This is a genomic window from Klebsiella variicola (assembly GCF_000828055.2).
GTDB lineage: Bacteria > Pseudomonadota > Gammaproteobacteria > Enterobacterales > Enterobacteriaceae > Klebsiella > Klebsiella variicola.
Map to the genome: position 1 here is coordinate 2,227,824 of NZ_CP010523.2, position 24,635 is coordinate 2,252,458.

Annotated in this window: 26 protein-coding genes; 17 read left to right on the forward strand and 9 right to left on the reverse strand. The window is 60.5% G+C overall.

Annotated elements, in window-relative coordinates; genetic code table 11:
• Positions 1–1,185, reverse strand: a complete 1,185-nt coding sequence (gene lldD, locus SP68_RS10400; protein ID WP_040968616.1) for an FMN-dependent L-lactate dehydrogenase LldD — start codon at positions 1,183–1,185, stop codon at positions 1–3.
• A gap of 379 nt (positions 1,186–1,564) precedes the next feature.
• Between lldD and SP68_RS10405 the strand changes: the two genes are divergently transcribed.
• From SP68_RS10405 to ldtE, 8 genes are all read left to right on the forward strand, one after another.
• Positions 1,565–1,762: a hypothetical protein gene (locus tag SP68_RS10405; RefSeq protein WP_004203090.1), complete on the forward strand. Its 198-nt coding sequence runs from the start codon at positions 1,565–1,567 to the stop codon at positions 1,760–1,762.
• Between the two features lie 473 nt (positions 1,763–2,235).
• Positions 2,236–2,613: a Fe-S cluster assembly scaffold SufA gene (gene sufA, locus SP68_RS10410; RefSeq protein WP_008804464.1), complete on the forward strand. Its 378-nt coding sequence runs from the start codon at positions 2,236–2,238 to the stop codon at positions 2,611–2,613.
• A gap of 2 nt (positions 2,614–2,615) precedes the next feature.
• Positions 2,616–4,103, forward strand: coding sequence for a Fe-S cluster assembly protein SufB (gene sufB, locus SP68_RS10415; RefSeq protein WP_008804465.1), 1,488 nt, complete (start codon positions 2,616–2,618; stop codon positions 4,101–4,103).
• A 16-nt stretch (positions 4,104–4,119) separates the two neighbouring features.
• Complete coding sequence (gene sufC / locus SP68_RS10420) at positions 4,120–4,866, forward strand: Fe-S cluster assembly ATPase SufC (RefSeq protein ID WP_004184415.1); 747 nt, start codon at positions 4,120–4,122, stop codon at positions 4,864–4,866.
• Positions 4,841–6,115, forward strand: a complete 1,275-nt coding sequence (gene sufD / locus SP68_RS10425; RefSeq protein ID WP_012541393.1) for a Fe-S cluster assembly protein SufD — start codon at positions 4,841–4,843, stop codon at positions 6,113–6,115. Before sufC ends, sufD begins: the two co-directional genes overlap by 26 nt.
• Positions 6,112–7,332, forward strand: coding sequence for a cysteine desulfurase SufS (gene sufS / locus SP68_RS10430; RefSeq protein ID WP_016161294.1), 1,221 nt, complete (start codon positions 6,112–6,114; stop codon positions 7,330–7,332). The genes sufD and sufS overlap by 4 nt, the downstream gene beginning before the upstream one ends.
• An 11-nt stretch (positions 7,333–7,343) precedes the next feature.
• The gene (gene sufE, locus SP68_RS10435; protein WP_040968615.1) at positions 7,344–7,760 is read left to right on the forward strand and encodes a cysteine desulfuration protein SufE; all 417 of its coding nucleotides are present in this window, start codon (positions 7,344–7,346) and stop codon (positions 7,758–7,760) included.
• A gap of 100 nt (positions 7,761–7,860) precedes the next feature.
• On the forward strand, positions 7,861–8,847 hold the full coding sequence (gene ldtE / locus SP68_RS10440; protein WP_023297821.1) for a L,D-transpeptidase LdtE: 987 nt from the start codon (positions 7,861–7,863) through the stop codon (positions 8,845–8,847).
• Positions 8,848–8,908: 61 nt separating this feature from the next.
• Here the strand turns inward: ldtE and SP68_RS10445 are convergent, their stop codons facing one another.
• The 3 genes from SP68_RS10445 to ynhH form a co-directional block, all read right to left on the reverse strand.
• Entirely contained in the window at positions 8,909–9,145 is a 237-nt protein-coding gene (locus tag SP68_RS10445; protein ID WP_007374746.1) for a major outer membrane lipoprotein, read from the reverse strand.
• Positions 9,146–9,457: 312 nt separating this feature from the next.
• Entirely contained in the window at positions 9,458–10,870 is a 1,413-nt protein-coding gene (pykF, locus tag SP68_RS10450) for a pyruvate kinase PykF (RefSeq protein ID WP_012541397.1), read from the reverse strand.
• 7 nt (positions 10,871–10,877) lie between these two features.
• The gene (gene ynhH, locus SP68_RS29080) at positions 10,878–11,063 is read right to left on the reverse strand and encodes a protein YnhH (RefSeq protein WP_418268519.1); all 186 of its coding nucleotides are present in this window, start codon (positions 11,061–11,063) and stop codon (positions 10,878–10,880) included.
• On the opposite strand from ynhH, the gene SP68_RS28270 reads away from it, so the two are divergent.
• Positions 11,008–11,139, forward strand: a complete 132-nt coding sequence (locus tag SP68_RS28270) for a hypothetical protein (protein WP_004217210.1) — start codon at positions 11,008–11,010, stop codon at positions 11,137–11,139. The two genes, ynhH and SP68_RS28270, sit on opposite strands and share 56 nt — an antisense overlap.
• Positions 11,140–11,375: 236 nt before the next feature.
• Positions 11,376–11,588, forward strand: a complete 213-nt coding sequence (gene fumD / locus SP68_RS10455; RefSeq protein ID WP_012541399.1) for a fumarate hydratase FumD — start codon at positions 11,376–11,378, stop codon at positions 11,586–11,588.
• A 17-nt stretch (positions 11,589–11,605) separates the two neighbouring features.
• Here fumD and SP68_RS10460 read toward each other — a convergent pair whose 3' ends face one another.
• Entirely contained in the window at positions 11,606–12,244 is a 639-nt protein-coding gene (locus SP68_RS10460; protein ID WP_040968614.1) for a TetR/AcrR family transcriptional regulator, read from the reverse strand.
• 126 nt (positions 12,245–12,370) lie between these two features.
• Between SP68_RS10460 and SP68_RS10465 the strand changes: the two genes are divergently transcribed.
• The 4 genes from SP68_RS10465 to SP68_RS10480 all read left to right on the forward strand — a co-directional run bounded on the left by SP68_RS10465 (position 12,371) and on the right by SP68_RS10480 (position 17,270).
• Positions 12,371–14,224, forward strand: coding sequence for a bifunctional sugar phosphate isomerase/epimerase/4-hydroxyphenylpyruvate dioxygenase family protein (locus SP68_RS10465; RefSeq protein ID WP_012967932.1), 1,854 nt, complete (start codon positions 12,371–12,373; stop codon positions 14,222–14,224).
• Positions 14,225–14,295: 71 nt separating this feature from the next.
• Complete coding sequence (locus tag SP68_RS10470; RefSeq protein ID WP_012541401.1) at positions 14,296–15,618, forward strand: MFS transporter; 1,323 nt, start codon at positions 14,296–14,298, stop codon at positions 15,616–15,618.
• A gap of 15 nt (positions 15,619–15,633) precedes the next feature.
• The gene (locus SP68_RS10475; RefSeq protein WP_023297820.1) at positions 15,634–16,470 is read left to right on the forward strand and encodes a shikimate dehydrogenase family protein; all 837 of its coding nucleotides are present in this window, start codon (positions 15,634–15,636) and stop codon (positions 16,468–16,470) included.
• Between the two features lie 56 nt (positions 16,471–16,526).
• Positions 16,527–17,270 (forward strand): substrate-binding domain-containing protein, encoded by a 744-nt coding sequence (locus tag SP68_RS10480; protein WP_023340342.1) that lies wholly within the window; start codon positions 16,527–16,529, stop codon positions 17,268–17,270.
• Here the strand turns inward: SP68_RS10480 and SP68_RS10485 are convergent.
• The 4 genes from SP68_RS10485 to SP68_RS10500 form a co-directional block, all read right to left on the reverse strand.
• Positions 17,254–18,003, reverse strand: coding sequence for an ABC transporter ATP-binding protein (locus tag SP68_RS10485; protein ID WP_012967936.1), 750 nt, complete (start codon positions 18,001–18,003; stop codon positions 17,254–17,256). The two genes, SP68_RS10480 and SP68_RS10485, sit on opposite strands and share 17 nt — an antisense overlap.
• Entirely contained in the window at positions 18,000–19,007 is a 1,008-nt protein-coding gene (locus tag SP68_RS10490) for a FecCD family ABC transporter permease (protein WP_016161290.1), read from the reverse strand. Before SP68_RS10490 ends, SP68_RS10485 begins: the two co-directional genes overlap by 4 nt.
• On the reverse strand, positions 18,997–20,055 hold the full coding sequence (locus SP68_RS10495) for an ABC transporter substrate-binding protein (RefSeq protein WP_040968613.1): 1,059 nt from the start codon (positions 20,053–20,055) through the stop codon (positions 18,997–18,999). Before SP68_RS10495 ends, SP68_RS10490 begins: the two co-directional genes overlap by 11 nt.
• A 92-nt stretch (positions 20,056–20,147) precedes the next feature.
• Positions 20,148–20,960, reverse strand: coding sequence for a DNA-binding transcriptional regulator (locus SP68_RS10500; protein ID WP_040968612.1), 813 nt, complete (start codon positions 20,958–20,960; stop codon positions 20,148–20,150).
• A 177-nt stretch (positions 20,961–21,137) separates the two neighbouring features.
• On the opposite strand from SP68_RS10500, the gene SP68_RS10505 reads away from it, so the two are divergent.
• The 3 genes from SP68_RS10505 to mhpC are packed head-to-tail and all read left to right on the forward strand — an operon-like array spanning position 21,138 to position 24,632.
• Entirely contained in the window at positions 21,138–22,802 is a 1,665-nt protein-coding gene (locus SP68_RS10505; RefSeq protein ID WP_023297815.1) for a bifunctional 3-(3-hydroxy-phenyl)propionate/3-hydroxycinnamic acid hydroxylase, read from the forward strand.
• A gap of 1 nt (position 22,803) precedes the next feature.
• Positions 22,804–23,748 carry a 2,3-dihydroxyphenylpropionate/2,3-dihydroxicinnamic acid 1,2-dioxygenase gene (gene mhpB / locus SP68_RS10510; RefSeq protein ID WP_023297814.1) on the forward strand — a complete coding sequence of 315 codons (945 nt, stop codon included), beginning with the start codon at positions 22,804–22,806 and terminating at the stop codon, positions 23,746–23,748.
• A 17-nt stretch (positions 23,749–23,765) separates the two neighbouring features.
• Positions 23,766–24,632, forward strand: a complete 867-nt coding sequence (gene mhpC / locus SP68_RS10515) for a 2-hydroxy-6-oxonona-2,4-dienedioate hydrolase (protein WP_023297813.1) — start codon at positions 23,766–23,768, stop codon at positions 24,630–24,632.
• Positions 24,633–24,635: the final 3 nt, after the last annotated feature.

The window sequence follows — 24,635 nt, forward strand, 5'->3', positions numbered from 1 at the left end:
TCAGGCGGGTAAGGATACCGGCACCGCATGAGTGCGATGTTGATCCTGTTCGAGACGGTCAAGGCAATCGAGGCTGATGGCCGATGGCGAGGTCGCGCCGGTGAGGGTCATGGTGACCTTCATATCCTCGGCAAATAAGCGCAGCAGATGCGCCACGCCCGCTTCGCCCGCCGCGGCCAGGGCATAAATATAGGCCCGCCCGAGCAGCACGCCCTTCGCGCCGAGGGCCAGCAGGCGAATGACGTCCACGCCGGAGCGCACTCCGGAATCAGCAAGCACCGTCAGATCGTCGCCGACCGCATCCACCACCCTTGGTAGCGCCCGGGCAGTGGGGATGGCGCCATCGAGCTGTCTGCCGCCATGATTCGACACCACAATGCCATCGGCGCCGAGGCGCACGGCATTGCGCGCATCGTCGGCATCGAGGATCCCTTTGATGATTAATTTCCCTTGCCAGCTGTCGCGGATCCACTCCAGATCGTGCCAGGCGATGGACGGGTCGAAGTTGTTGCTGATGAACCCCATGTAGTCGTCCATGGTCATTTTGTGGCCGGTGTAGGCTTCGATATTACCGAACGACAGGGGCCTGCCCGCCAGCCCGACGCTCATTGCCCAGCGTGGATGAGTACAGGCCTGGAGATACTGTCGCAGGGTGGCGTGCGGCCCGGACATGCTTGATCGATTATCCCGATACCGCGAGCCGGGGATCGGCATATCGACGGTGAATACCAGGGTTTTCATGCCGGCGGCCCACGCGCGCTCCAGCGCATTACGCATGTAGCCGCGATCTTTCAGCACGTACAGCTGGGACCAGAGTGCGCCGCTGGCCTGGCTCGCCACCTCTTCAATCGAGCAGACCGACACCGTGGACAGGGTGTACGGGATCCCGGCGCGGGAGGCGGCGCGGGCCGCCTGAACTTCGCCGCGGCGGGCGTACATCCCGGTGGCGCCGACGGGCCCCAGCGCCACGGGCATCGCCCATGAAGCATCAAGGATCGTGGTGGCCAGCGTCGGTTCGCCCGCCCCGCACAGCACGCGCTGGCGAAGGGCTACCGAGGCAAGCTCGGTGGCGTTGGCGTTCATGGTATTTTCCGCCACCGCGCCACCGTCAATATAATCAAAAAGGAAGCGGGGCAGACGGCGACGAGCGGCTTCGCGATAATCGCTGGGGGCTGAAACAATCATTATTATGTCCTTATGTCTTTTAACCTAAGTGGATGTTCTGCAGGCAAAAAAACTATAGGCTTCTAAAAACCGGTGGGGAAATGAAATATTAGCATCCCAGCTATTCCCTGCTGGAATAATCTGGTTTTATCGCTGAGGCTGTTATTTCCTTTTTTTACTCTTCGGCGCGCGCGTTATTTTTATTTATTTCCGCGCAACGTGAAGCTGGCAAAATAAAGACCCGGTATGAGGCGGCAGCGCTTTGCGCCATCGCCACCAGGGGGAAGGAGAGGTCAGCGCGGCGCCTGCGTTTTCCGGGAGGTGTAAAGAAGATGAATTTGAAATTGAGCTGGTGGTATCTTTTGCTAGCCTTTCTCTGGAGGACAGACGGAGCGACACCATGAAAGATAAAGATGAACAAACGGCATTGATTGGCATGGCCATCGGCGCGGCGGTCATTAGCTTAGTGGCTACACAGAAGCAGATTAATCAGGGGAGTATCGTGGATGAACTGGTGAGACTGGGCAGACAGAAGGGGGACGGGGTGGAAGATGAGGTTTTTGTTCAGGCCGCCCGCCTGGTCAGAAAAGGCACCTAGCCAACCGCGACCCTGCCTGGCAATCCATTTACCCGTTTCATCACAGTTTTCATTCCCTGGATCGCGGCCTGGCGAGCGGCGATTGTTGCTTTCCGAAAGCGTCACGGACTGGCGCTTTCTTATCCTGACCACCGGACCTGCGCCTTCTCGGCCTTGTTGGCCTTTAGGTGACACTGTCACTTTTCCTTCTCCAGGCTGTGCGATAAACAGGAACCGGGTCATCTGCTATTGCATAAATCGGTATTTTCGATACATCTTTACCATTGCGTGCGAATATAGAATGATTTCAGAATAACATATTATAAATCAAAAGATTAAGTTCACCCTGCACACCCTGATAATCCCCGGGCGAGGGTCTATGCTTATAAAAAGCGCTAAATGGGGCAATACCCCTGCTGCAGATGGGTTGAAGTGATAATCATTATCACTAACATGGCGGTATGCCTTGATGGCGCCAACCTGGAGGTCTATCGATGGAAGTACAAGCAGGAACCTTTAATCCCGCCGATTTTAGCTGGCAGGGACTGACCATGACGCCGGCCGCTGCCGCGCATATTCGCGATCTGATGCGCAAGCAACCGGACAAAAAAGGGCTGCGGCTGGGGATAAAAACCAGCGGCTGCGCCGGTTTTGGCTATGTGCTCGAAATGATTGCCGAGCCGGCAGCCGACGATCTGCTCTTTGAACATGACGGGGCGAAACTGTGGGCGCCGCTGCAGGCGATGCCGTTCATTGACGGTACGGAGCTCGATTACGTCCGGGAAGGTTTAAATGAAATCTTTAAATTTCATAACCCGAAAGCGCAGCACGAGTGCGGTTGTGGCGAAAGTTTTGGGGTGCAGGCGGAGTAACTATGTCGCGTAATACTGAAGCAACTGACGATGTCAAAACCTGGACCGGCGGCCCGCTCAATTATAAAGAGGGCTTTTTCACCCGGCTGCAGACCGATGAGCTTGCCAAAGGGATTAATGAAGAGGTGGTCCGGGCCATTTCCGCCCGTCGCAATGAGCCGCAGTGGATGCTGGAGTTTCGGCTCAATGCTTTCCGGGCATGGCTGGAGATGGAGGAGCCGCACTGGCTGAAGGCGCATTACGATAAGCTGAATTATCAGGACTACAGCTACTATTCCGCCCCCTCCTGCGGCAACTGCGATGAGACCTGCGCTTCAGAGCCGGGCGCGGTGCAGCAGACCGGGGCCAACACCTTCCTGACCAGCGAGGTGGAAGAAGCCTTTAACCAGCTGGGCGTGCCGGTACGTGAAGGGCGCGAGGTGGCGGTGGACGCCATATTCGACTCGGTGTCGGTGGCGACCACCTACCGCGAAAAGCTGGCGGAGCAGGGGATCATCTTCTGTTCTTTCGGCGAGGCGATCCACGACCATCCGGAACTGGTGAAAAAGTATCTGGGTACCGTGGTGCCAGGCAATGACAACTTCTTCGCCGCGCTGAACGCCGCAGTGGCTTCGGATGGCACCTTTATCTATGTGCCGAAGGGCGTCCGCTGCCCGATGGAGCTGTCGACCTATTTCCGCATCAACGCCGAAAAGACCGGGCAGTTTGAACGCACCATTCTGGTGGCCGATGAAGGCAGCTACGTCAGCTATATTGAGGGCTGCTCGGCGCCCGTGCGCGACAGCTATCAGCTGCATGCGGCGGTCGTTGAAGTCATCATCCATAAAGATGCGGAAGTGAAATACTCCACGGTGCAGAACTGGTTCCCCGGCGACAACAACACCGGCGGCATTCTCAACTTCGTCACCAAGCGTGCGCTGTGCGAAGGGGAGAACAGCAAGATGTCATGGACCCAGTCGGAAACCGGCTCGGCCATCACCTGGAAATACCCTAGCTGCATTCTGCGCGGCGATAACTCGATCGGCGAATTCTTCTCGGTAGCGCTGACCAGTGGTCACCAGCAGGCGGACACCGGCACCAAAATGATCCATATCGGCAAGAACACCCGCTCGACCATCATCTCGAAAGGGATCTCCGCCGGACACAGCCAGAACAGCTATCGCGGGCTGGTCAAAATCATGCCGACCGCGACTAACGCCCGCAACTTCACCCAGTGCGATTCGATGCTGATCGGCCCGGACTGCGGGGCGCATACCTTCCCGTATGTGGAATGCCGCAACAACAGCGCCCAGCTGGAACATGAAGCGACCACTTCGCGGATTGGCGAAGATCAGCTGTTCTACTGCCTGCAGCGCGGGATCAGCGAAGACGATGCCATCTCGATGATCGTCAACGGTTTCTGTAAAGACGTCTTCTCCGAACTGCCGCTGGAGTTCGCCGTCGAAGCGCAAAAATTGCTGGCCATTAGCCTTGAACATAGCGTCGGCTGATAATTAAGGAAAAAAGATGTTAAGTATTCAAGATTTACACGTCGCCGTCGAAGATAAAGCGATCCTGCGCGGGCTGAACCTTGAGGTGCGCCCGGGGGAGGTCCACGCCATTATGGGGCCAAACGGCTCGGGGAAAAGTACGCTTTCGGCCACCCTGGCCGGGCGTGAGGATTACGAGGTGACCGGCGGCCGCGTCGAATTTAAGGGTAAAGACCTGCTGGAACTTGCCCCGGAAGATCGCGCCGGAGAAGGTATCTTTATGGCCTTCCAGTATCCGGTGGAAATTCCCGGCGTCAGCAACCAGTTCTTCCTGCAGACCGCGCTGAATGCCGTGCGCAACTATCGAGGCCAGGAGCCGCTGGATCGCTTCGACTTCCAGGACCTGATGGAAGAGAAAATCAGGCTGCTACAGATGCCGGCAGATCTGCTGACCCGCTCGGTGAACGTTGGCTTCTCCGGCGGTGAGAAAAAGCGTAACGATATTCTGCAAATGGCGGTGCTGGAGCCGGAGCTGTGCATTCTTGATGAGTCAGATTCCGGGCTGGATATTGATGCACTGAAGATTGTCTCGGAAGGTGTCAACTCGCTACGCGACGGCAAACGCGCCTTCATCATTGTCACCCACTATCAGCGCATTCTTGACTATATCAAGCCGGACTACGTCCATGTTCTGTATCAGGGGCGGATTGTGAAGTCGGGGGATTTCACCCTCGTCAAACAGCTGGAGGAGCAGGGCTATGGCTGGCTTACCGAACAGCAGTAACGCGCTGCAGCAGTGGCACCACCTGTTTGAAGCGCAGGGCGGCCAGCGTACGGCGGAGGCCACCCAGCATCTGCAGCAGCTGCTGCGCCTGGGGCTGCCGACACGTAAGCACGAGGACTGGAAATACACCCCGCTGGATGCGCTACTGAACGGTCACTTTGTCGCCGACGAGGGGGCATCGCTCAGCGCTGAACAGCGTGATGCGCTGGCGCTGCCGCTGGACGCCTGGCGGCTGGTGTTTATCGATGGCCGCTATCATCCTGAGCTGAGCGACGATCTCGCCGCCAGCGGCGTGGAGGTCAGCGTCGATAACCAACGCCAGCATCTGCCGGATGCTTTGCATCCGGAGGTGTTTCTCCATCTGACCGAAAGCCTGGCGCAGACGGTGACCCGCCTTCGCGTACCGCGCAACCGCCGCCTGGATAAGCCGCTGCTGCTGATGCATATCACCCGCGGTCTGGCCGGCGATGCGCTGAATACCGCCCATTATCGCCATCACCTGGCGCTGGAAAGCGGGGCGGAGGCGACTGTGGTCGAACATTACCTGAGCCTCAATGAGCAGCCGCACTTCACCGGCGGGCGACTGACCATGACGGTGGCCGATAACGCGCACCTCCAGCATATCAAGCTGGCGTTTGAGAACGCGCTCAGCTACCACTTCGCCCATAACGACCTGCTGCTGGGCCGCGACGCCTCGGCCTTCAGCAGCAGTTTCCTGCTCGGCGGCCAGGTGCTGCGTCATCACACCAGCACCCGCCTGGGCGGTGAAAACAGCAACCTGCGCCTCAATTCGCTGGCGATGCCGGTGAAAAATGAGGTCTGCGACAGCCGCACCTGGCTCGACCATCAGGTCGGCTACTGCAACAGCCGCCAGCTGCACAAAACCATCGTCAGCGATAAGGGTCGGGCGGTGTTTAACGGGCTGATCAACGTCGCGCCGCACGCGCTGAAAACCGACGGCCAGATGACCAATAACAATCTGCTGCTTGGGCGGCTGGCGGAGGTCGACACTAAACCGCAGCTGGAGATTTACGCCGATGACGTGAAATGCAGCCACGGGGCGACCGTCGGGCGCATTGATGAAGAACAGCTGTTCTATCTGCGCTCGCGCGGTATCGAACAGCAGGCGGCGCAGCAGATGATCCTCTACGCCTTCGCCGCCGAGCTCACCGAGGCTATCCGCAGCGATGCGCTCAGAGAGCAGGTGCTGGCGCGGATTGGACAGCGTTTGCCGGGAGGCACTGTATGACATTTTCAGTAGAACGGGTTCGCGCCGATTTTCCGGTACTGAACCGGGAGGTCAATGGTCAGCCACTGGCCTATCTCGACAGCGCCGCCAGTGCCCAGAAGCCGGAGGCGGTGATCGGCGCCGAAGCGGAATTCTATCGCCACGGCTACGCGGCGGTGCACCGCGGCATCCATACCCTCAGCGCGGAAGCCACCGCGCGGATGGAAGCCGTGCGTCAGCAGGCGGCCACTTTCCTTAACGCCGGGTCGGCGGAGGAAGTGGTGTTCGTCCGCGGCACCACCGAGGGTATCAACCTGGTGGCCAACAGCTGGGGAAACGCCAACGTCGGCGCCGGGGATAACATCATCATCAGCGAAATGGAGCACCACGCCAACATTGTGCCGTGGCAGATGCTGTGCGCCCGCGTCGGGGCTGAGCTGCGGGTGATCCCCCTGAACCCGGACGGCACCCTGCAACTGGATGTTGTCCCGGGACTGTTTGACACGCGCACCCGCCTGCTGGCGATAACCGAGGTCTCCAACGTGCTGGGGACGGAAAACCCGCTGGCGGCGCTGATTGCCCTTGCGCATCAGCATGGCGCGAAAGTGCTGGTGGATGGCGCTCAGGCGGTGATGCACCACCCGGTAGATGTGCAGGCGCTGGGGTGCGATTTCTACGTCTTCTCCGGACACAAGCTGTATGGCCCGACCGGGATCGGCGTGCTCTATGGCCGTTCCGAGCTACTGCAGGCGATGGCGCCATGGGAAGGCGGCGGGTCGATGATCGCCACCGTCAGCCTGACGGAAGGCACCACCTGGAACCGGGCGCCGTGGCGCTTTGAGGCCGGTACGCCGAATACCGGGGGGATCATTGGCCTCGGCGCGGCGCTGACCTACGTCAGCCAACTGGGGCTGACGCAGATCGCGGAGTACGAGCAGACCCTGATGCGCTATGCGCTGGAGGCTCTGCGCGCCGTGCCGGATCTGATCCTCTACGGGCCGGCGCAGCGCAAGGGGGTGATCGCCTTTAACCTCGGCCAGCATCACGCCTATGACGTCGGCAGCTTCCTCGACAACTACGGTATCGCGGTGCGAACCGGGCACCACTGCGCCATGCCGCTGATGGCCCGGTATCAGGTACCGGCTATGTGTCGGGCCTCGCTGGCGATGTACAATACCACGGAAGAGGTGGACCGCCTGGTGGCCGGCCTGCAGCGGATCCACAAATTATTAGGGTAAAGGACGTGACGATGGCGGCACTACCAGACAAAGACAAACTGTTGCGCAATTTTAGCCGTTGCGCCAACTGGGAAGAGAAGTATCTCTATATCATTGAGCTGGGCCAGCGGGTGGCGCCGCTAAGCCCGGAAGAACATAGCGTGCAGAACATTATTCAGGGCTGCCAAAGCCAGGTGTGGATTGTGATGGCGCAGGACCCCTCCGGCGTTATCACCCTGCGCGGTGACAGCGATGCGGCGATCGTCAAAGGGCTGATTGCGGTGGTGTTTATCCTTTATGATCGGATGACCGCCCAGGATATCATCGAGTTCGATGTGCGCCCGTGGTTTGAAAAAATGGCGCTCACCCAACACCTGACGCCTTCCCGCTCGCAAGGGCTTGAAGCCATGATCCGTGCGATCCGCGCGAAAGCCGCAAATATTAGCTAGAATAAACAGGTAGATTTCATTCTGTTACGTCCGGTAGGGGTTCTGCTCCTGCCGCCGTTCAGTCTCCTGGCGTTTTATCAGCGAAAGAAGGAATCTCAGTATGAAACGCAAAACGATGATCACCTTAGCCCTTCTCAGCGCGCTTGGCGCCTCCTCGGCCGCCTGGGCCGTCGACTACCCGCTTCCTCCCGCCAACAGCCGGCTGATTGGCCAGAACCAGTACTGGACCGTACAGGAGGGAGACCGCAACCTGCAGGCGATCGCCCGCCATTTCGATACCGCGGCGATGCTGATCCTCGAAGCCAACGATACCATCGCGCCAGTGCAGCCGAAGCCTGGTACTCAGGTCCTGATCCCCTCCCAGATGCTGCTCCCCGACGTACCGCGAGAGGGGATTGTCGTCAACCTTGCGGAACTGCGGCTGTATTACTTCCCGCCGGGAGAGAATCAGGTGCAGGTCTATCCGCTGGGTATCGGCCAGTTAGGGCTGGAAACGCCTGAGATGACCACCCGCATCGGGCAGAAGATCCCCAACCCGACCTGGACGCCCACCGCGGGCATTCGCGCGCGTTCGCTGGAGAAAGGGGTGACGTTACCGGCGGTGGTCCCGGCCGGGCCGTACAACCCGCTGGGGCGCTACGCGCTGCGTCTGGCCTATGGCAACGGCGAATATCTGATTCATGGCACCAACGCGCCGGACAGCGTCGGTTTACGCGTCAGCTCAGGCTGTATGCGAATGAACGCCGATGACATCAAAGCGCTGTTCAACCAGGTGAAAACCGGGACGCCGGTACGGATTATCAATCAGCCGGTGAAGTTTGCCGTCGAACCGGATGGTAAACGCTATGTCGAGGTCCACAGGCCGCTTTCGCAGACGGAAGGGGAAAACACCCGGACCATCGCCTACACGCTGCCTGCGGCGTTTCACGACTTCGCAGAGGATAAAGCGGTCGATGATGCACAGCTGAAAAAAGCGATGTCGAGAAGGGCGGGATATCCGGTGGTGGTGTCCACGGGGACGGGGAGTGCGCCAGCTACGCTGTCGGCGCAGAACACGCCGTCAGACAACAGCCTGCTTACCCAGTAGCCCTCATGCTGAGGGCAAAAAAAATGGCGCACAGAGTGCGCCATTTTTATTACCAGAACTCTTACTTACGGTAAGAGTGAGCCTGGTTGTCCAGACGCTGGTTAGCGCGAGCTGCGTCGTCTTTAGCAGCCTGAACGTCGGAACGGATTGCGTTCACGTCGTTGCTCAGCTGGTCAACTTTAGCGTTCAGAGTCTGAACGTCAGAAGACAGCTGATCGATTTTAGCATTGCTGGAGCAACCAGCCAGCAGAGTAGAACCCAGGATTACCGCGCCCAGTACCAGTTTAGTACGATTCATTATTAATACCCTCTAGATTGAGTTAATCTCCATGTAGCGTTACAAGTATTACACAAAGTTTTTTGGGATGAGAATATTTTTTTTACCTGAACGCACTTATTTTTGATCGTTCGCTCAAAGAAGCATCGAATTGGACAAAATCGCTGAAAAAGGCGAGTGAAAACAGCGCGCTTCCATCGGATTCATCTTAGATAATCTCTTATTAAATAGTAAATTCCGATTTGCATTTTTAATAGGAAGAGCTAATCAATGAATAAAAAAAAGCGCCCCGAGAGGCGCTTTATTAAAAAAAACCAATTAACCTGTAAATTATTACAGCACGTGTACGGAAGCCGTATTAGTGGTACCGCTCGGCACTAATGCGCCGGAAACCATCACCACCACGTCGCCTTTACGCGCGAGGCCGCTTTTCAGCGCCAGATCTTTGCCCAGATGATAGAAGTCATCGGTAGAGGCGATCTCTTCCACCAACTGCGGCACAACGCCTTTGCTCAGCACCAGCTGGCGAGCGGTGGTTTCGTTGGTGGTCAGGGCCAGGATGGTGGCGTCCGGGAAGTATTTACGCACAGCGCGTGCGGATTTACCGCCCTGGGTGGCGACAACGATCAGCGGCGCTTCCAGTTTCTCAGCGGTTTCTACCGCGCCGCGGCACACCGCTTCGGTGATGCGCAGTTTACGATTGTCGTTATTGAAGTCCAGACGGCTGGTCATCACGCGGTCAGTACGTTCGCAGATGGTGGCCATGATGGTGACGGCTTCCAGCGGGTATTTACCTTTCGCGGATTCGCCGGACAGCATCACTGCATCGGTACCGTCGAGGATGGCGTTGGCCACGTCGCCGGCTTCAGCGCGGGTCGGACGCGGGTTCTTGATCATGGAGTCCAGCATCTGAGTCGCGGTGATAACCACTTTGCGCGCGCGGATACATTTTTCGATGATCATTTTCTGGGCGAAGATAACTTCTTCAACCGGGATCTCAACGCCCATGTCGCCACGAGCAACCATGATGCCGTCAGAAGCTTCGAGGATTTCGTCGAAGTTGTTCAGGCCTTCCTGGTTTTCGATTTTGGAGATGATCTGGATGTTTTCGCCGCCGTGGGCTTTCAGGTGCTCACGGATCTCGACGACGTCGGAACGTTTACGGATGAAGGAGGCCGCGACAAAGTCCACGCCCTGTTCGCAACCGAAGATCAGATCCTGTTTGTCTTTCTCAGCCAGCGCCGGCAGGGCGATGGAGACGCCCGGCAGGTTTACGCCTTTGTTCTCGCCAAGGTCGCCGTTGTTCAGCACTTTACAGATAACTTTGTTACCTTCGATAGCCGTCACTTCCATGCCGATCAGGCCATCGTCCACCAGAACGGTGTTGCCGACGGTGAGGTCAGACGTGAAGCCTTCGTAGGTCACTGCAACGATTTCGTTGTTGCCGACGACGGATTTATCGGTGGTGAAGGTGAAGGTCTGGCCTGCTTTCAATGAGACGTCGTTGCCGCCTTCCAGCTTGATGGTACGAATTTCCGGGCCTTTGGTGTCCAGCAGAATAGCGGCTTTCTTACCGGTTTTGCTCATCACATTGCGCAGGTTCTGGATGCGCTGACCGTGTTCCGCATAGTCACCGTGGGAGAAGTTCAGACGCATCACGTTCATGCCGGCTTCCAGCATTTTGGTCAGCATCTCTTCAGATTCGGTTTTCGGACCGATGGTGCAAACAATTTTGGTCTTTTTCATGACAGTTTTAGTCTTTAAGTTGTGAAGGATATGGAATTCTCGCTCCGCGGGCGCACTGCCGGGGAGCCAAACCTGTATTACGAAAGTTGCTAAGCCACGCCCTAAGGATAGGTGACAACCCCGGAGCGTGCAGAAGAATGTGTGCTGGCGGTTCAGCCCATGAAATGTGGCAAGGTGTTATGCGTTTTATCATGCAGTCCAATGCGCTGAAACCATTCAAGAAAGAATCGAAGCGCATTATACGCTGCCGAAATCAAAAAGGAAAATAAAAACCTCGTTTCAAATTATGGACAAAACGCGTAACAAAACCGGCACGTTATGCATAAAAGTACGCAACACATTTTTTCATCACCGGGCAGGCAAAGGGGCAGCGGAAGGCGCTTTTTCTCGCGTGATGAACCAGTAAAACGCGCCATTGGCCTATTCCGCCGGGGATAATTTGCGTTGCGGAAAAAATCTATCAATAATGAATTGATTGATAATAATAAAGTGCGAGCAAAACCAGATGGGAAATAAAGCCAAAGACGACGAGCTGTACCAGGAAATGTGCCGCGTGGTGGGTAAAGTGGTGCTGGAAATGCGAGACCTGGGCCAGGAGCCGAAACACATTGTCATTGCCGGCGTACTGCGCACCTCGCTGGCGAACGCCAAAATTCAGCGTTCGGCGCTCACCGTGGAGGCCATGGAGAAAGTCATTCACGCCCTTTCCGGGCATTAACGTCTTTCGCCGGCGGGTCAGGAAATCACGAAGCGGATCACCGCCCGGACGGCAATGTCACAGTGGTGGGCCACCATCGCTTCGTCGTCGATGGCGGGCAACGGATCGTCAAGGTACAGGCTGCTGAAGGTGTAGAAGTTCGACACCTGATAAAAGCTGAAGCTGCTGATTAACCGGTGCACATCGCGTGCTTCGAGCCCCGCCTGAAAGACACTTTGCTGCTGGCCGCGCTGTAAAATGTCTTCCAGAATCGACAGGGCGGTACGATTCAGCGGTTTCAGTTCACCCGAGGTTTGTAACCACTTGCCGCGCTGCATATTCTCCATGCAAATCACCCGCATATAGTCCGCGTGGGTGGCGTGATAACGCACGCTCCAGCGCACCAGCCGCACCAGCGCCTCCACCGGTGGCACATTCTCCAGCCCCAGCTGCTGCTCGGTTTCGCGGATCCGCGCATACACATACTGCAGCACCTCCTGATAGAGCTGCTCTTTGCTTTTGAAGTAGTAAACCACCATGCGCTTGGTGGTCTGCGCCTCGGTGGCGATCTGCTCCATGCGGGCGCCTGACAGCCCGTGTTCAGCAAAAACAGCGATAGCGGCGCTGAAAATCCGCGCCTTCAGGGATTGTGCTTCATCATGAGCAACGACGGTCATGGCAACTCCTTTTTCTTGGGTGACAAAAAATACACATAATGATCACAATTTAGCAACCTAGTATGGCGCAAATGAACCAAATGATACATATTCAAGGCTCACGTCAGTTGTTGACCCGAGGACCTTATGCTGCGCTCTATCGCCACCGTTTCGATTTCCGGCACCCTGCCTGAGAAGCTGCACGCTATTGCGGCGGCGGGCTATCAGGGTGTGGAAATTTTCGAGAACGATCTGCTCTATTATACGGGGACGCCGGCGGAAATCCGCCAGCTTGCCGCCGATTTAGGGTTAAAAATCACGCTTTTTCAACCCTTTCGCGATTTTGAAGGCGCCAGCCGGGCGCAGTTTGCGGCGAATATAGCCCGCGCTCGGCGCAAGTTTGCCCTGATGCACGAGCTGGGCTGCGACACGCTGCTGCTGTGCAGCAATGTGCAGCCGGACTGCTCGGCGGATAGCGAATTGCAGGTCGCGGATCTGCGGGCGCTGGCCACGCTGGCGGAAGAAGAGGGGATCACCATCGGCTATGAGGCGCTGGCCTGGGGAACCCATGTGAACCGCTGGCAGCAGGCCTGGGAGCGGGTACGGCGGGTGGACAGCCCGGCGCTGGGCCTGGTGCTCGACAGCTTCCATATTCTGGCTCGCGGCGACACGCTGGACGCGCTACCGTCGGTGCCGGTGGAGAAAATCACCTTTGTTCAGCTCGCCGATGCGCCGTACATGAAAATGGATCTCCTGGAATGGAGTCGCCATTTCCGCTGCTTCCCCGGGCAGGGCGAGCTGCCGCTGGAGCCGTTTGCCGAGCAGGTCACCCGCTGCGGCTATCGCGGCCCCTGGTCGCTGGAGATCTTTAATGACGGTTTTCGCGCCTCGCCGAACGGCGCGACGGCCAAAGATGGTTATCGTTCGCTGCTGTGGCTGGAGGAGCAAACCCGCCGTCGGCTCCCGACGTGCGATGCCGATCTGTTTTCACCGCCGCCGCTGCCGGTCTATCACGGGCTGGAGTTTATCGAGTTTGCCGCCAGCGCCGCCGAGGCGCAGCGCCTGGGGCAGCATCTGCAGGCGCTGGGTTTTCAGCACGAGGGAAGCCACCGCTCCAAACAGGTGACGCTGTGGCGCAACGGCGGGGCGCGGATCGTCATCAACCATCAGCCCCACAGCTGGGCCGATCATTTCTATCAACGCCACGGCGTATCGCTGTGCGCCATGGCGCTGCGGGTCGATCGCAGTGCGCCGATTGTGGCCCGCGCCCGGGCGCTGGGGTATGCCACCTGGCAGGGCGATGCCGGGCCGAACGAAACGCCGATCCCGGCGATCTGCGCCCCGGACGGTAGCCTTATCTATCTCATCGAGGCCGGGGAAGGGATCTATGAGCGCGATTTTCATCTGCGCGACGGACTGACGGTGCGCGAGGATTATCTCGGTATCGACCATCTGGCGCTGGGGATGGAGGCCGACAGCCGCGACAACTGGGTGATGTTCTTCCGCACGGTGTTTGGTTTTACCCTTGAGCATGAGCAGACGCTGCCGGACCCGTATGGACTGGTGCGCAGTCTGGCGGTGCGCAGCCCGCAGGGCGATATCCGTCTGGCGCTGAATATTTCGCAGAGCCGGGCGACGCAGATTGCCCGCTCGGTCGCCTGCTACCAGGGGGCAGGGCTGCAGCATGCGGCCTTTGCCTGCCGCGATCTGCCGGCCACCTGCGACCAGCTTGCCGACGTTGCCCGCCATGCGCTGCCGATCCCGGCCAATTATTATGACGATCTGCTGGCGCGCTTCGGCGGCGAGCTGGACGTTGGGCAACTGCAGCGGCGGCAGCTCCTCTACGACCGCGATCCGCAGGGCGGGGCCTTCCTGCATCTTTATACCCGCCCCTTTACCGCCGGGCGCTTTTTCTTTGAGTTAACCGAACGACGGGCCGGTTACGCGCTCTATGGCGCGGCGAATGCCGCCGTCCGTCTGGCGGCGATGCAGTATTGTTAGCCCGAATCAAATGGTTCATTATGCTTTAAACACAATAACAACATCCTCTGTACCCGAGACAGGAACTGACTATGAGCTCATATAGCCCTAACCCGACGGCTGCCGCCCAGCCTGCCGTCACCGTGCGCCGCTCCCGGCGGCGCATCGGCATCCTTGCGCTGTTGGCCATTGGTACCATGATCAACTACCTCGATCGCACCGTGCTGGGGATCGCCGCCCCAAAGCTCACCGGTGAGCTGGGGATCGACCCGGCGATCATGGGTATCCTTTTTTCCGCCTTCGCCTGGACCTATGCCCTGGCGCAGATCCCCGGCGGGCTGTTCCTTGACCGCTTTGGCAACAAAGTGACCTATTTTCTGTCGCTGACCCTATGGTCGCTGTTTACCCTGTTCCACGGCATGGCGGTGGGGCTGAAAACACTGTTGCTGTGCCGCTTCGGACTCGGCATTAGCGAAGCGCCGTGCTTTCCGGTCAACAGCCGGGTGGTCAGCGCCTGGTTCCCGCAGCATGAGCGGGCGAAAGCCACAGCGGTGTACACGGTAGGGGAATACCTCGGGCTGGCCTGCTTTGCGCCGCTGCTGTTCTGGATCATGGACGGCTTTGGCTGGCGGGTGCTGTTCGTTAGCGTCGGCGCGGTCGGTATTCTGTTTGCCCTGGTGTGGTGGCGCTGCTACCGCGAACCGCATGAAGATCCGCGCCTCAGCCAGCAGGAGCGCGAGCATATCGAAAACGGCGGCGGCCTGAGCGCCCCGACGGACCAGCAGGTGGCATTCAGCTGGCCGCTGGTCCGCCAACTGCTGAGCAAACGGCAGATCATCGGCGCCAGCATCGGCCAGTTTGCCGGCAATACCGTGCTGGTGTTCTTTCTCACCTGGTTCCCGACCTGGCTGGCCACCGAGCGGCATATGCCCTGGCTGAAGGTGGGCTTCTTCTCCATCCTGCCGTTTGTCGCCGCCGCGGGCGGGGTGATGTTTGGCGGCTGGATCTCCGACAAACTGCTCAAGGCCACCGGGTCGGCCAACCTTGGCCGTAAGCTGCCGATCGTCGCCGGTCTGCTGATGGCCAGCTGCATTATCACCGCCAACTGGCTGCAGAGCGACCTGGCGGTGATCCTGGTGATGTCGTTTGCCTTTTTTGGTCAGGGAATGGTGGGGCTTGGCTGGACGCTGATCTCCGATATTGCCCCGAAGGGGCTAGGCGGCCTGACCGGCGGCCTGTTTAACTTCTGCGCCAACCTCGCGGGGATCCTCACCCCGCTGGTGATCGGCTTTATCGTTGCCGGGTTCGGCAATTTCTTCTACGCGTTGATCTACATCGGCGGCGCCGCGCTGCTGGGCGTGGTGGCCTATCTGTTTATCCTCGGCGACGTCAAACGTATCGAGTTATCGCAGTAAGCAAAGGAGCAAGGCATGGTGATTAGTGGAAATACGCGGCTGATAGCGCACCTTGGCTATCCGACCGCCAGTTTTAAGGCGCCGATGATCTATAACCCGTGGTTCGTCGACCAGCAGGTGGACGTGAAGGTGGTGCCGATGGGGGTCAGGCCGGAGGACTACGCCGCGTTTATTCCGCCGCTGTTTACGATGACCAACATCATCGGCGCGCTGGTGACGATGCCGCATAAAATCGCCACCTGCGATCTGGTCCAGCGCCTGAGCCCGACGGCGGCCATCGCCGGCGCCTGCAACGCCATCCGTCGCGAGGCCGACGGTAACCTGAGCGGGGATATGTTCGATGGCGACGGCTTTGTGCTGGGCCTGCGTCGTAAAGGGTTTAATCCGCAGGGGACGCGGGCGCTGGTGGTCGGCAGCGGCGGGGTGGGGTCGGCTATCGCCGCCTCCCTCGCCGCGGCGGGAGTCAGCGCCCTGACCCTGTACGATACCCGGCCCGAGGTGGCGCACGCCCTCGCCGGACGGCTGCATCAGCACTATCCGCTGCTCGATATCACCCTGATGCAGCACGATCCTGTCGGACACGAGCTGGTGGTCAATGCCACCCCGCTGGGGATGAAGGCCAGCGATCCGCTGCCGCTGGACGTTGACCGTCTGGCGCCAGGCACCTGGGTGGGGGAGGTGGTGATGACCCAGGAGTACACCCCGCTGCTGAGGGCCGCTCAGGCGCGACAGTGCCATATCCAGCGCGGGACCGACATGTTGTTTGAAATGATCCCCGCTTATCTGCGCTTTTTCGACCTGCCGGTAGCCACCCCCGAGCAGCTGCGCGCGCTGGCGGAAATTCGCTACTGACGCGACGGCAAACCGGGTAATATAGCGTTATATTATCCGGTTTATAGCGACTATCTATGATGTCCACTCCTCTCACGCTGCTGGCGGCGGGAAGCCTGAGAAGCGCTTTCCTGCCGCTGGTGGCGCACTTTCAGCAGCACACTGGCCTGGCGGTCGATGCGCAGTTTGGCCCTGCCGGCCTGCTGCGCGAGCGGATCGAGGCCGGGGCGCCGTGCGCGGTTTTTGCGTCCGCCAACGCGGCGCACCCGCAGGCGCTGCTGCAGGCCGGTCTGGCGCAGGAATGCCAGGGATTTGCCGGCAACCAGCTGATGCTGACCGCCCGGCGGTCGCCGGACAACGATGGCCTGGACTGGCTGGCGCTGCTCAGCACGCCCCGCCTGCGGCTGGCGACCTCCACGCCGGGATGCGATCCGTCGGGAGATTATACCTGGCAACTGTTTGCCCGAATTGAGGCGCACTATCCTGGGTTGGGCAACGCGATAGCCGGGCGGGCGCAGCCGCGGGTCGGCGGCAGAGACTCACTGAGCGTGCCGCCGGGCGAGATAGCCGGCGCGTGGCTTATTCGCCAGAATCTGGCGGATCTGTTTATCGGCTACGCGCACTATGGCCCCGCGCTGGCCGCCTGCGACGATCTGCGTACCCTGACCATCCCGGCGCCGTGGAATATTCGCTGCGATTACCAGCTGGCGCGTCTCAGGGCGGATCCCGCCGCGCTGGCCCTGTATCGCTTTATCCTCGGCGACGTTGGCCAGAGGTATCTCCGGCAGGCGGGTTTTATGCCGTTCAGCGACGCAGAGTAAACCCCGGCGCCAGCAGAGGGGACGCGGACGCTGGATGGTAGATCAGACGTACCGGCAGGCCGTACGCTTGCCGGAGGTGCGTTTCGCTCAGCACGTCGGCGGTCTCGCCTGCCAGCCACTGGCCCTCCGGCAGAAGCAGCAGCGTATGGCTGGCCACCTGCAGCGCATGGTTTGGATCATGGGTGGTGAACAGGACGGTGCGTGCCTGGCGGTGAGCGAGGTCGCCGATCAGCTGCAATACCACCTGCTGGTTACCGAGGTCCAGCGCCGAGCAGGGCTCATCCAGCAGGATATTCTGGCTGGCGCTGACCAGCGCGCGGGCAATCAGCACCAGCTGCTGCTGGCCGCCGGAGAGGGCGCCGAAGTCATCCCCGGCCAGGGCGGCAATCCCCAGCTGCGCCAGCGCGTTCTCAACCCGCCGGGCATCCTCCTCGCCAGGCTGGGCAAAGAGATCCACATGACGGGCGCGGCCCATCAGCACCACATCGCTCACGCGCCAGCGAAAAGCGGGACGAAACGACTGCGGGACCAGGGCGATGCCCCCCTCGCACTGCACCTGGCCGCCCAGCGGCGGCAACACGCCGGTCAGGGTGTCCAGCAGGGTACTTTTTCCCCGGCCATTGGCGCCCAGCACCGCCCAGATCTCACCGGGCCGGCAGGTCAGCGTGAGCGGGGCGAAGAGCGGCTGACGGTGGCCGTAGCGTAGCGCTTCCAGCGATAATGAGCTGTTCATCGGGCGGTACTCCGGCGCCGGGATTGCACCAGTAAAAAGGTAAACAGCGGCGCCCCGAGCAGGGCAGTGATGATCCCGATCGGGATTTCCGCCTGGGTCAGCGTGCGCGCCAGATCGTCCACCACCAGCATCAGCGCGGCGCCAAGCCAGAAGGCGGTGGGCAGCAGGCGACGATGGTCAGCGCCCACCAGCAGACGGGCGAGGTGCGGGACCACCAGCCCCATCCAGGCGATGCTGCCGCTGACCGCCACCTGGGCTGCCACCAGCACTGCACAGCACACCAGCACGCCGCGACGCAGCGCGGCCACCGGAACGCCAAGACTGCGGGCATCGCGTTCCTCCAGCGCCAGCAGGTTGATACGCCAGCGCAGCTTCCACAGCACCCCGGCGGCTAGCGCCATGGGCAGGGACATAAGCAGAACCTTATGCCAGCTGGCGGTCGCGAAGCTGCCGAGCAGCCAGAAAACAATGTTCGGTAACGTCTCTTCGCTATCGGCGAGGTACTGCATCAGGCTGACCAGCGCGGCGAAGAAGCCGCTGAGAATGATCCCGGACAGAATCAGCCCCAGCGTGCTGTCCCGCCCCTGCAGGGCGGCGAGGGCGTAAATCAGCCCCAGCGCGATGAGGCCGAAGAAAAAGGTCGAGGCCATCATCAGCAGACCGCCGACGCCCAACAGGATCGCCAGCGTGCCGCCGAAGGCGGAGCCGGCGGTCACCCCGATGATGTGCGGGTCCACCAGCGGGTTCTGGAACACGCCCTGCAAGGTGGCGCCGCACAGCCCCAGCGCGCCCCCGGCCAGCAGAGCCATGACCACGCGCGGCAGGCGAACCGACCAGACGATCTGCCCGATCACCCCTTCACCTGGCGGCAAATGGACCAGGGTGTGGCCAACGGCGCGCAGGCTTAACGGGTACTGGCCGAAACAGAGCGAGGCGACCGCGATCGCCAGCGTCGCCAGCGCCAGGCTACCCTGCAACCGCCAGGGATGGTGGTTAGCGCGCATCTGACGTCCACGCCACGCGGTAAAAACGCTGATAGTAATCCCTGGCTTTACTGTCCACATCGATGCTCTGGTAGCGCGAAGGATAGAGTTTTTTCGCCATCCACAGCTCGCCCAGCGCCAGGGCCTCCGGCATCGGGTAACCCCAGGCTTTGGCGTACTCCGGCATCAGCCACACGCGGTGGTGTTTCACCGCATCGATCGCCTGCCACTGCGGGTCGTTCTCTATCTGTTTGACCACCTGCGGATAACGGTCCTGGACGAAGATCACCTGCGGGTTCCACTCCAGCACCTGCTCCAGCGACACCTGACGGGCGCCTTTTACGCTGGCGGCCGCCACGTTCAGCGCCCCGGCGTGCGCCATCATCAGCCCGGTGTATTTACCGGCGCCGTAGGTATTCAGATCGGGGTTGGCCATATACACCCGCACCCGCTGGTTCGGTGGAATATCGGCCACCGGCGCATTGGCTTTTTTGCGCGCCGCAAAGGTGTAGTGAATCAGCGCCTCGGCCTCGGGCTGGCGCTCGACGACCTCGCCGATAAGGCGGATCCCCTCCACCAGCCCGGCGTTATAGGCCTGCTCTTCGTCAGCCATGGTGGGGTTCATTTTATTTTTTTCCCCGGCGGCGTCCTGGCGCAGCGAGATGGCCACCACCGGGATCCCGGCCTGTTGGATCTGCGCGATCATCGCCGGCGGCGCATAGTTGGCGACAAAAACCACCTGCGGACGCAGCGCCAGCAGGCTTTCAATATTGACCTGGGTGAGATCGCCCGGGGTCGCCAGCTGCCCGATCTCAGGCATAAAGCGGGCGAACTGCGGCCCGAGCTGTTTCTGCCAGCTGCTTAAGACGCCGACGATATCCTCGGCGGCATGCAGTTGCACCAGCAGGTTGAGCGTCTGATGTTGCAGAACCACGACGCGGGTGATGTGGTCGGGGAGCGTGACCTGGCGACCCAGCTGGTCGGTGACGGTGCGGTCGGCGAAGGCCTGGCCGGTGAACAGGCTGGCGCTGAGCAGCGTCAGGCCCAGCAGTAAGGGGTGTTTTGACATGGTGTGGCCCGAATGGCGTGAAAAATTCGTTATGTATTAAATTATATAACGAAGCCGGGCGCAATGGGTGATCGCATTTACCCTCATCACGATCAAGGCATTTCGTACCACACTTCTTCCTCTTCCATGCGGGCCTCTATCTGACTCGCCACCCTCTGCAGGGCGGAAAGATGCTTCTGCGCCGCCTGCTCAATGGTCATCGCGCTGGCGATATAGACCAGATTCAGGCAGCCGATAACCCGCTGCTGGCTGCTGACCGGCACGGCGATGGAGGCGATTTTCTCCTCCTGCTGCCAGCCGCGGAAGTTTTCGCCATAGCCGTTCTGGCGGGTGCGGGCGAGGATCGCCGCCAGCCGTTCCGGTTCGCGGGCCAGCTGATACTCAGCTTCCGGACGGGCGGCCAGCATGCTGACGATGGCGTCGCGCTCCGCGTCGGGGGCAAAGGCCAGCCACGTCAGCCCGGAGGCGGTGAGCAACAGCGGCAGCCGCCGTCCGACCATCGCGCGGTGAAACGACAGTCGGCTGAAGCGGTGGGTAGTCTCGCGCACCACCATGGCGTCGACGTCGAGGGTGGTGATGTCTGTCGGCCATTGCACCTCGCGCAGCAGCTCGCCGAGCAGCGGCGTGGCGAGGGCAGAAATCCAATGTTCGTCACGAAATCCATCGCTCAGCTGGCGGACGTTAATGGTCAACCGGAAGCTGTCATCGGAGCGGCTGCGGCGGACAAAACCCTCCTCCTGCAGCGTCTCCAGCAGCCGGCGCACGGTGGTGCGATGCAGGCCGCTAAACTCCGCCAGCAGGCCCGGCGTCGCGCCGCCGTCGAATTTATTTAACAATTTTAATAACAATAAACCCCGGCTTAACCCACGCACCGTTTTGTACTCAGTGGACCCATCGTCACGCATAAATCCTTCCTTAAAATGCTTTATAAACAGCGTTGTGCACCTGGTGCACATTCGGCGATGTTTTGATTGTAGCCGAAAACCTCCGCCCTATACTCAGCCCATTATAAAAATACGTTTACACATGATTAACAAATTGCCTGTCAGCCGGGCAGTTTCCGAGTCGTGAGGTCGCTGAAAATGACAACATCTACACCCGATATTCAACCCGCCGTGCAGCATACCGCTCAGGTCGCCATCGCCGGCGCCGGTCCGGTTGGCCTGATGATGGCCAACTACCTTGGCCAGATGGGCATCAGCGTGCTGCTGGTGGAAAAGCTCGACACACTGATCGATTACCCGCGGGCCATCGGCATTGACGATGAATCCCTGCGGGCGATGCAGGCGGTAGGGCTGGTGAACGACGTGCTGCCGCACACCACGCCATGGCACGCCATGCGCTTTCTGACCCCGAAGGGGCGCTGCTTTGCTGATATCCAGCCGATGACCGATGAGTTTGGCTGGTCGCGGCGCAACGCCTTCATTCAGCCGCAGGTCGATGCGGTGATGTATCACGGCCTGCAGCGTTTCCCGCAGGTCCGCTGCCTCTTCTCCCGCGAAGTAGAAGCCTTTAGCCAGAACGGTGACGGTGTCACGTTAAATCTTAAAGGACCGGACGGCGAGCGGGAGACGGTGCGCGCGGACTGGCTGGTGGCCTGCGACGGCGGCGCCAGCTTTATTCGTCGTACGCTGAACGTCCCCTTCGAAGGCAAGACCGCGCCGAATCAGTGGATCGTCATCGATATCGCTAACGACCCGCTGGCCACCCCGCACGTTTACCTGTGCTGCGACCCGGTGCGACCCTACGTTTCCGCCGCGCTGCCCCATGGCGTGCGCCGCTTTGAATTTATGGTGATGCCCGGAGAAACCGAAGCCCAGCTCAGCGAGCCGCACAATATGCGTCGTCTGCTGAGCAAAGTGCTGCCGGACCCGGACCGCGTCGAGCTGATCCGCCAGCGGGTCTACACCCATAATGCCCGCCTTGCCGAGCGCTTTCGCATTGACCGGGTGCTGCTGGCCGGCGACGCGGCGCACATCATGCCGGTCTGGCAGGGGCAGGGATACAACAGCGGCATGCGCGACGCCTTCAACCTGGCGTGGAAGCTGGCGCTGGTGGTCAACGGTAAAGCGGGAGAGGCGCTGCTCGACAGCTATCAGCAGGAGCGCCGCGACCACGCGAAAGCGATGATTGATCTGTCGGTCACCGCCGGCCACGTGCTGGCGCCGCCGAAGCGTTGGCAGGGGGCCGTGCGCGACGGTCTCTCCTGGCTGCTGAACTACCTGCCGCCGGTGAAGCGCTACTTCCTCGAAATGCGCTTTAAGCCGATGCCGCAGTACCGCGAGGGGGCGCTGCTGATCGACGCCGCCGGCAAGACCTCGCCGGTGGGCAAAATGTTTATTCAACCGCAGGTGACGCTGGAGAGCGGCGAGAGCGTGCTGCTCGACGACGTCATCGGCGCGAATTTCGCCATTATCGGCTGGGGCTGCAACCCGCAGTGGGGGCTCGAAGCCGGGCAGATCGCCCGCTGGCGCGCGATTGGCGTGCGCTTTATCCAGGTGGTGCCGGAGGTGCAGATCCATCGCGAGCAGGATAACGCCCCCGGCACGCTGCGGGTAGGCGATACGCAAAATCGCCTGAAGAGCTGGTTTGCTCAGCATAACACCGCCATTGCCGTGGTCAGACCGGACCGCTTTGTCGCCGCTCTCGCCATCCCGCAGACCCTCGGCGCACAGCTGACCGCCCTGGCGGAAAAAATGACCCTCGCAACCGGGGATACCGCCCGCACTGAAGAGAAGGTGGCCTGATATGGATGCCTATTTGCACTGTCTCTCCCACACTCCGTTGGTGGGATTCGTGGACCCGGAGCAGGCGGTCCTTGATGAAGTGAACGGGGTGATTGCTGACGCCCGGCGGCGGATCGCCGCTTTCGAGCCCGAGCTGGTGGTGCTCTTCGCTCCCGATCACTACAACGGTTTTTTCTATGACGTGATGCCGCCGTTCTGCCTCGGCGTCGGCGCCACCGCCATTGGCGACTTCGCCAGCGCCGCCGGCGACCTGCCGGTGCCGACCGAGCTGGCGGAAGCCTGCGCCCACGCGGTCATCAACAGCGGTATCGACCTGGCGGTGTCGTACAACATGCAGGTGGACCATGGCTTCGCCCAGCCGCTGGAGTTTCTGCTGGGTGGCCTGGACCGCCTGCCGGTGCTGCCGGTGTTTATTAACGGCGTCGCCGCGCCGCTGCCGGGTTTTCAACGTACCCGGCTGCTGGGCGAGGCGATGGGCCGCTTTCTCAATACCCTCAATAAGCGGGTGCTGATCCTCGGCTCGGGCGGACTCTCGCACCAGCCGCCGGTGCCGGAGCTGGCGAAAGCCGACGCCCATCTCCGCGATCGCCTGCTCGGCGGCGGAAAACAGCTGCCGCCGGACGAACGCGAACGGCGCCAGCAGCGGGTGATCAACGCCGCCAGACGGTTTACCGAAGATCCGCATTCGCTCCATCCCCTCAACCCGGTCTGGGACAACCGCTTTATGAGCCTGCTGGAGCAGGGGCGGCTGGCGGAGCTGGATGCGATCGGCAACGACGAGCTGTCGGCGATGGCCGGGAAATCGACGCACGAAATTAAGACCTGGGTGGCCGCTTTTGCCGCGCTATCCGCTTTTGGCCGCTGGCGCAGTGAGGGCCGCTATTACCGGCCGATCCCCGAGTGGATCGCCGGGTTCGGCTCGCTGAGCGCCACCACCGAGATTTGATTAACCGGGAGACTAACATGAGCTATCAACCGCAAACCGAAGCCGCCACCAGCCGATTCCTCAATGTCGACGAGGAGGGCCGCACGCTGCGCATCCATATCAATGACTGCGGCGACGGGAAAGAGACCGTGGTCATGCTGCACGGCTCCGGGCCGGGGGCCACCGGCTGGGCCAACTTCAGCCGTAACATTGACCCGCTGGTCGAGGCGGGCTATCGCGTGCTGCTCCTCGACTGTCCGGGGTGGGGCAAAAGCGATGCTATCGTCAACAGCGGCTCGCGTTCGGACCTCAACGCCCGGATTCTGAAAAGCGTGGTCGATCAGCTGGGGATCGATAAAGTCCATCTGCTGGGCAACTCGATGGGCGGCCATAGCGCGGTGGCCTTCACTCTGAGCTGGCCGGAGCGGGTGGCGAAGCTGGTGCTGATGGGCGGGGGGACCGGCGGCATGAGCCTGTTTACGCCGATGCCGACGGAGGGCATCAAGCTGCTGAACGCCCTGTACCGCGAGCCGACCATAGAAAACCTGAAGAAGATGATGAGCATCTTCGTCTTCGACACCCGCGACCTCACCGAGGCGCTGTTCGAGGCGCGTCTCAACAATATGCTGTCGCGCCGCGACCATCTGGACAACTTCGTCAAGAGCCTCGAAGCCAACCCGAAGCAGTTTCCTGACTTTGGCCCGCGGCTGGGCGAAATCACCGCGCCAACCCTGATCGTCTGGGGACGCAACGACCGCTTCGTGCCGATGGACGCCGGGCTGCGCCTGCTCGCTGGGATCGCCGGTTCGGAACTGCATATTTACCGCGACTGCGGCCACTGGGCGCAGTGGGAACATGCCGACAGTTTTAATCAGCTGGTGCTCAATTTCCTCGCACGGGCTTAAGGA

What these genes read in the sequence shown, in the direction of transcription:
- lldD (WP_040968616.1), bottom strand. Translation starts at nt 1,185, where the DNA reads ATGATTGTTTCAGCCCCCAGCGATTATCGCGAAGCCGCTCGTCGCCGT.
- SP68_RS10405 (WP_004203090.1), top strand. Translation starts at nt 1,565, where the DNA reads ATGAAAGATAAAGATGAACAAACGGCATTGATTGGCATGGCCATCGGC.
- sufA (WP_008804464.1), top strand. Translation starts at nt 2,236, where the DNA reads ATGGAAGTACAAGCAGGAACCTTTAATCCCGCCGATTTTAGCTGGCAG.
- sufB (WP_008804465.1), top strand. Translation starts at nt 2,616, where the DNA reads ATGTCGCGTAATACTGAAGCAACTGACGATGTCAAAACCTGGACCGGC.
- sufC (WP_004184415.1), top strand. Translation starts at nt 4,120, where the DNA reads ATGTTAAGTATTCAAGATTTACACGTCGCCGTCGAAGATAAAGCGATC.
- sufD (WP_012541393.1), top strand. Translation starts at nt 4,841, where the DNA reads ATGGCTGGCTTACCGAACAGCAGTAACGCGCTGCAGCAGTGGCACCAC.
- sufS (WP_016161294.1), top strand. Translation starts at nt 6,112, where the DNA reads ATGACATTTTCAGTAGAACGGGTTCGCGCCGATTTTCCGGTACTGAAC.
- sufE (WP_040968615.1), top strand. Translation starts at nt 7,344, where the DNA reads ATGGCGGCACTACCAGACAAAGACAAACTGTTGCGCAATTTTAGCCGT.
- ldtE (WP_023297821.1), top strand. Translation starts at nt 7,861, where the DNA reads ATGAAACGCAAAACGATGATCACCTTAGCCCTTCTCAGCGCGCTTGGC.
- SP68_RS10445 (WP_007374746.1), bottom strand. Translation starts at nt 9,145, where the DNA reads ATGAATCGTACTAAACTGGTACTGGGCGCGGTAATCCTGGGTTCTACT.
- pykF (WP_012541397.1), bottom strand. Translation starts at nt 10,870, where the DNA reads ATGAAAAAGACCAAAATTGTTTGCACCATCGGTCCGAAAACCGAATCT.
- SP68_RS28270 (WP_004217210.1), top strand. Translation starts at nt 11,008, where the DNA reads ATGTGTGCTGGCGGTTCAGCCCATGAAATGTGGCAAGGTGTTATGCGT.
- ynhH (WP_418268519.1), bottom strand. Translation starts at nt 11,063, where the DNA reads ATGATAAAACGCATAACACCTTGCCACATTTCATGGGCTGAACCGCCA.
- fumD (WP_012541399.1), top strand. Translation starts at nt 11,376, where the DNA reads ATGGGAAATAAAGCCAAAGACGACGAGCTGTACCAGGAAATGTGCCGC.
- SP68_RS10460 (WP_040968614.1), bottom strand. Translation starts at nt 12,244, where the DNA reads ATGACCGTCGTTGCTCATGATGAAGCACAATCCCTGAAGGCGCGGATT.
- SP68_RS10465 (WP_012967932.1), top strand. Translation starts at nt 12,371, where the DNA reads ATGCTGCGCTCTATCGCCACCGTTTCGATTTCCGGCACCCTGCCTGAG.
- SP68_RS10470 (WP_012541401.1), top strand. Translation starts at nt 14,296, where the DNA reads ATGAGCTCATATAGCCCTAACCCGACGGCTGCCGCCCAGCCTGCCGTC.
- SP68_RS10475 (WP_023297820.1), top strand. Translation starts at nt 15,634, where the DNA reads ATGGTGATTAGTGGAAATACGCGGCTGATAGCGCACCTTGGCTATCCG.
- SP68_RS10480 (WP_023340342.1), top strand. Translation starts at nt 16,527, where the DNA reads ATGATGTCCACTCCTCTCACGCTGCTGGCGGCGGGAAGCCTGAGAAGC.
- SP68_RS10485 (WP_012967936.1), bottom strand. Translation starts at nt 18,003, where the DNA reads ATGAACAGCTCATTATCGCTGGAAGCGCTACGCTACGGCCACCGTCAG.
- SP68_RS10490 (WP_016161290.1), bottom strand. Translation starts at nt 19,007, where the DNA reads ATGCGCGCTAACCACCATCCCTGGCGGTTGCAGGGTAGCCTGGCGCTG.
- SP68_RS10495 (WP_040968613.1), bottom strand. Translation starts at nt 20,055, where the DNA reads ATGTCAAAACACCCCTTACTGCTGGGCCTGACGCTGCTCAGCGCCAGC.
- SP68_RS10500 (WP_040968612.1), bottom strand. Translation starts at nt 20,960, where the DNA reads ATGCGTGACGATGGGTCCACTGAGTACAAAACGGTGCGTGGGTTAAGC.
- SP68_RS10505 (WP_023297815.1), top strand. Translation starts at nt 21,138, where the DNA reads ATGACAACATCTACACCCGATATTCAACCCGCCGTGCAGCATACCGCT.
- mhpB (WP_023297814.1), top strand. Translation starts at nt 22,804, where the DNA reads ATGGATGCCTATTTGCACTGTCTCTCCCACACTCCGTTGGTGGGATTC.
- mhpC (WP_023297813.1), top strand. Translation starts at nt 23,766, where the DNA reads ATGAGCTATCAACCGCAAACCGAAGCCGCCACCAGCCGATTCCTCAAT.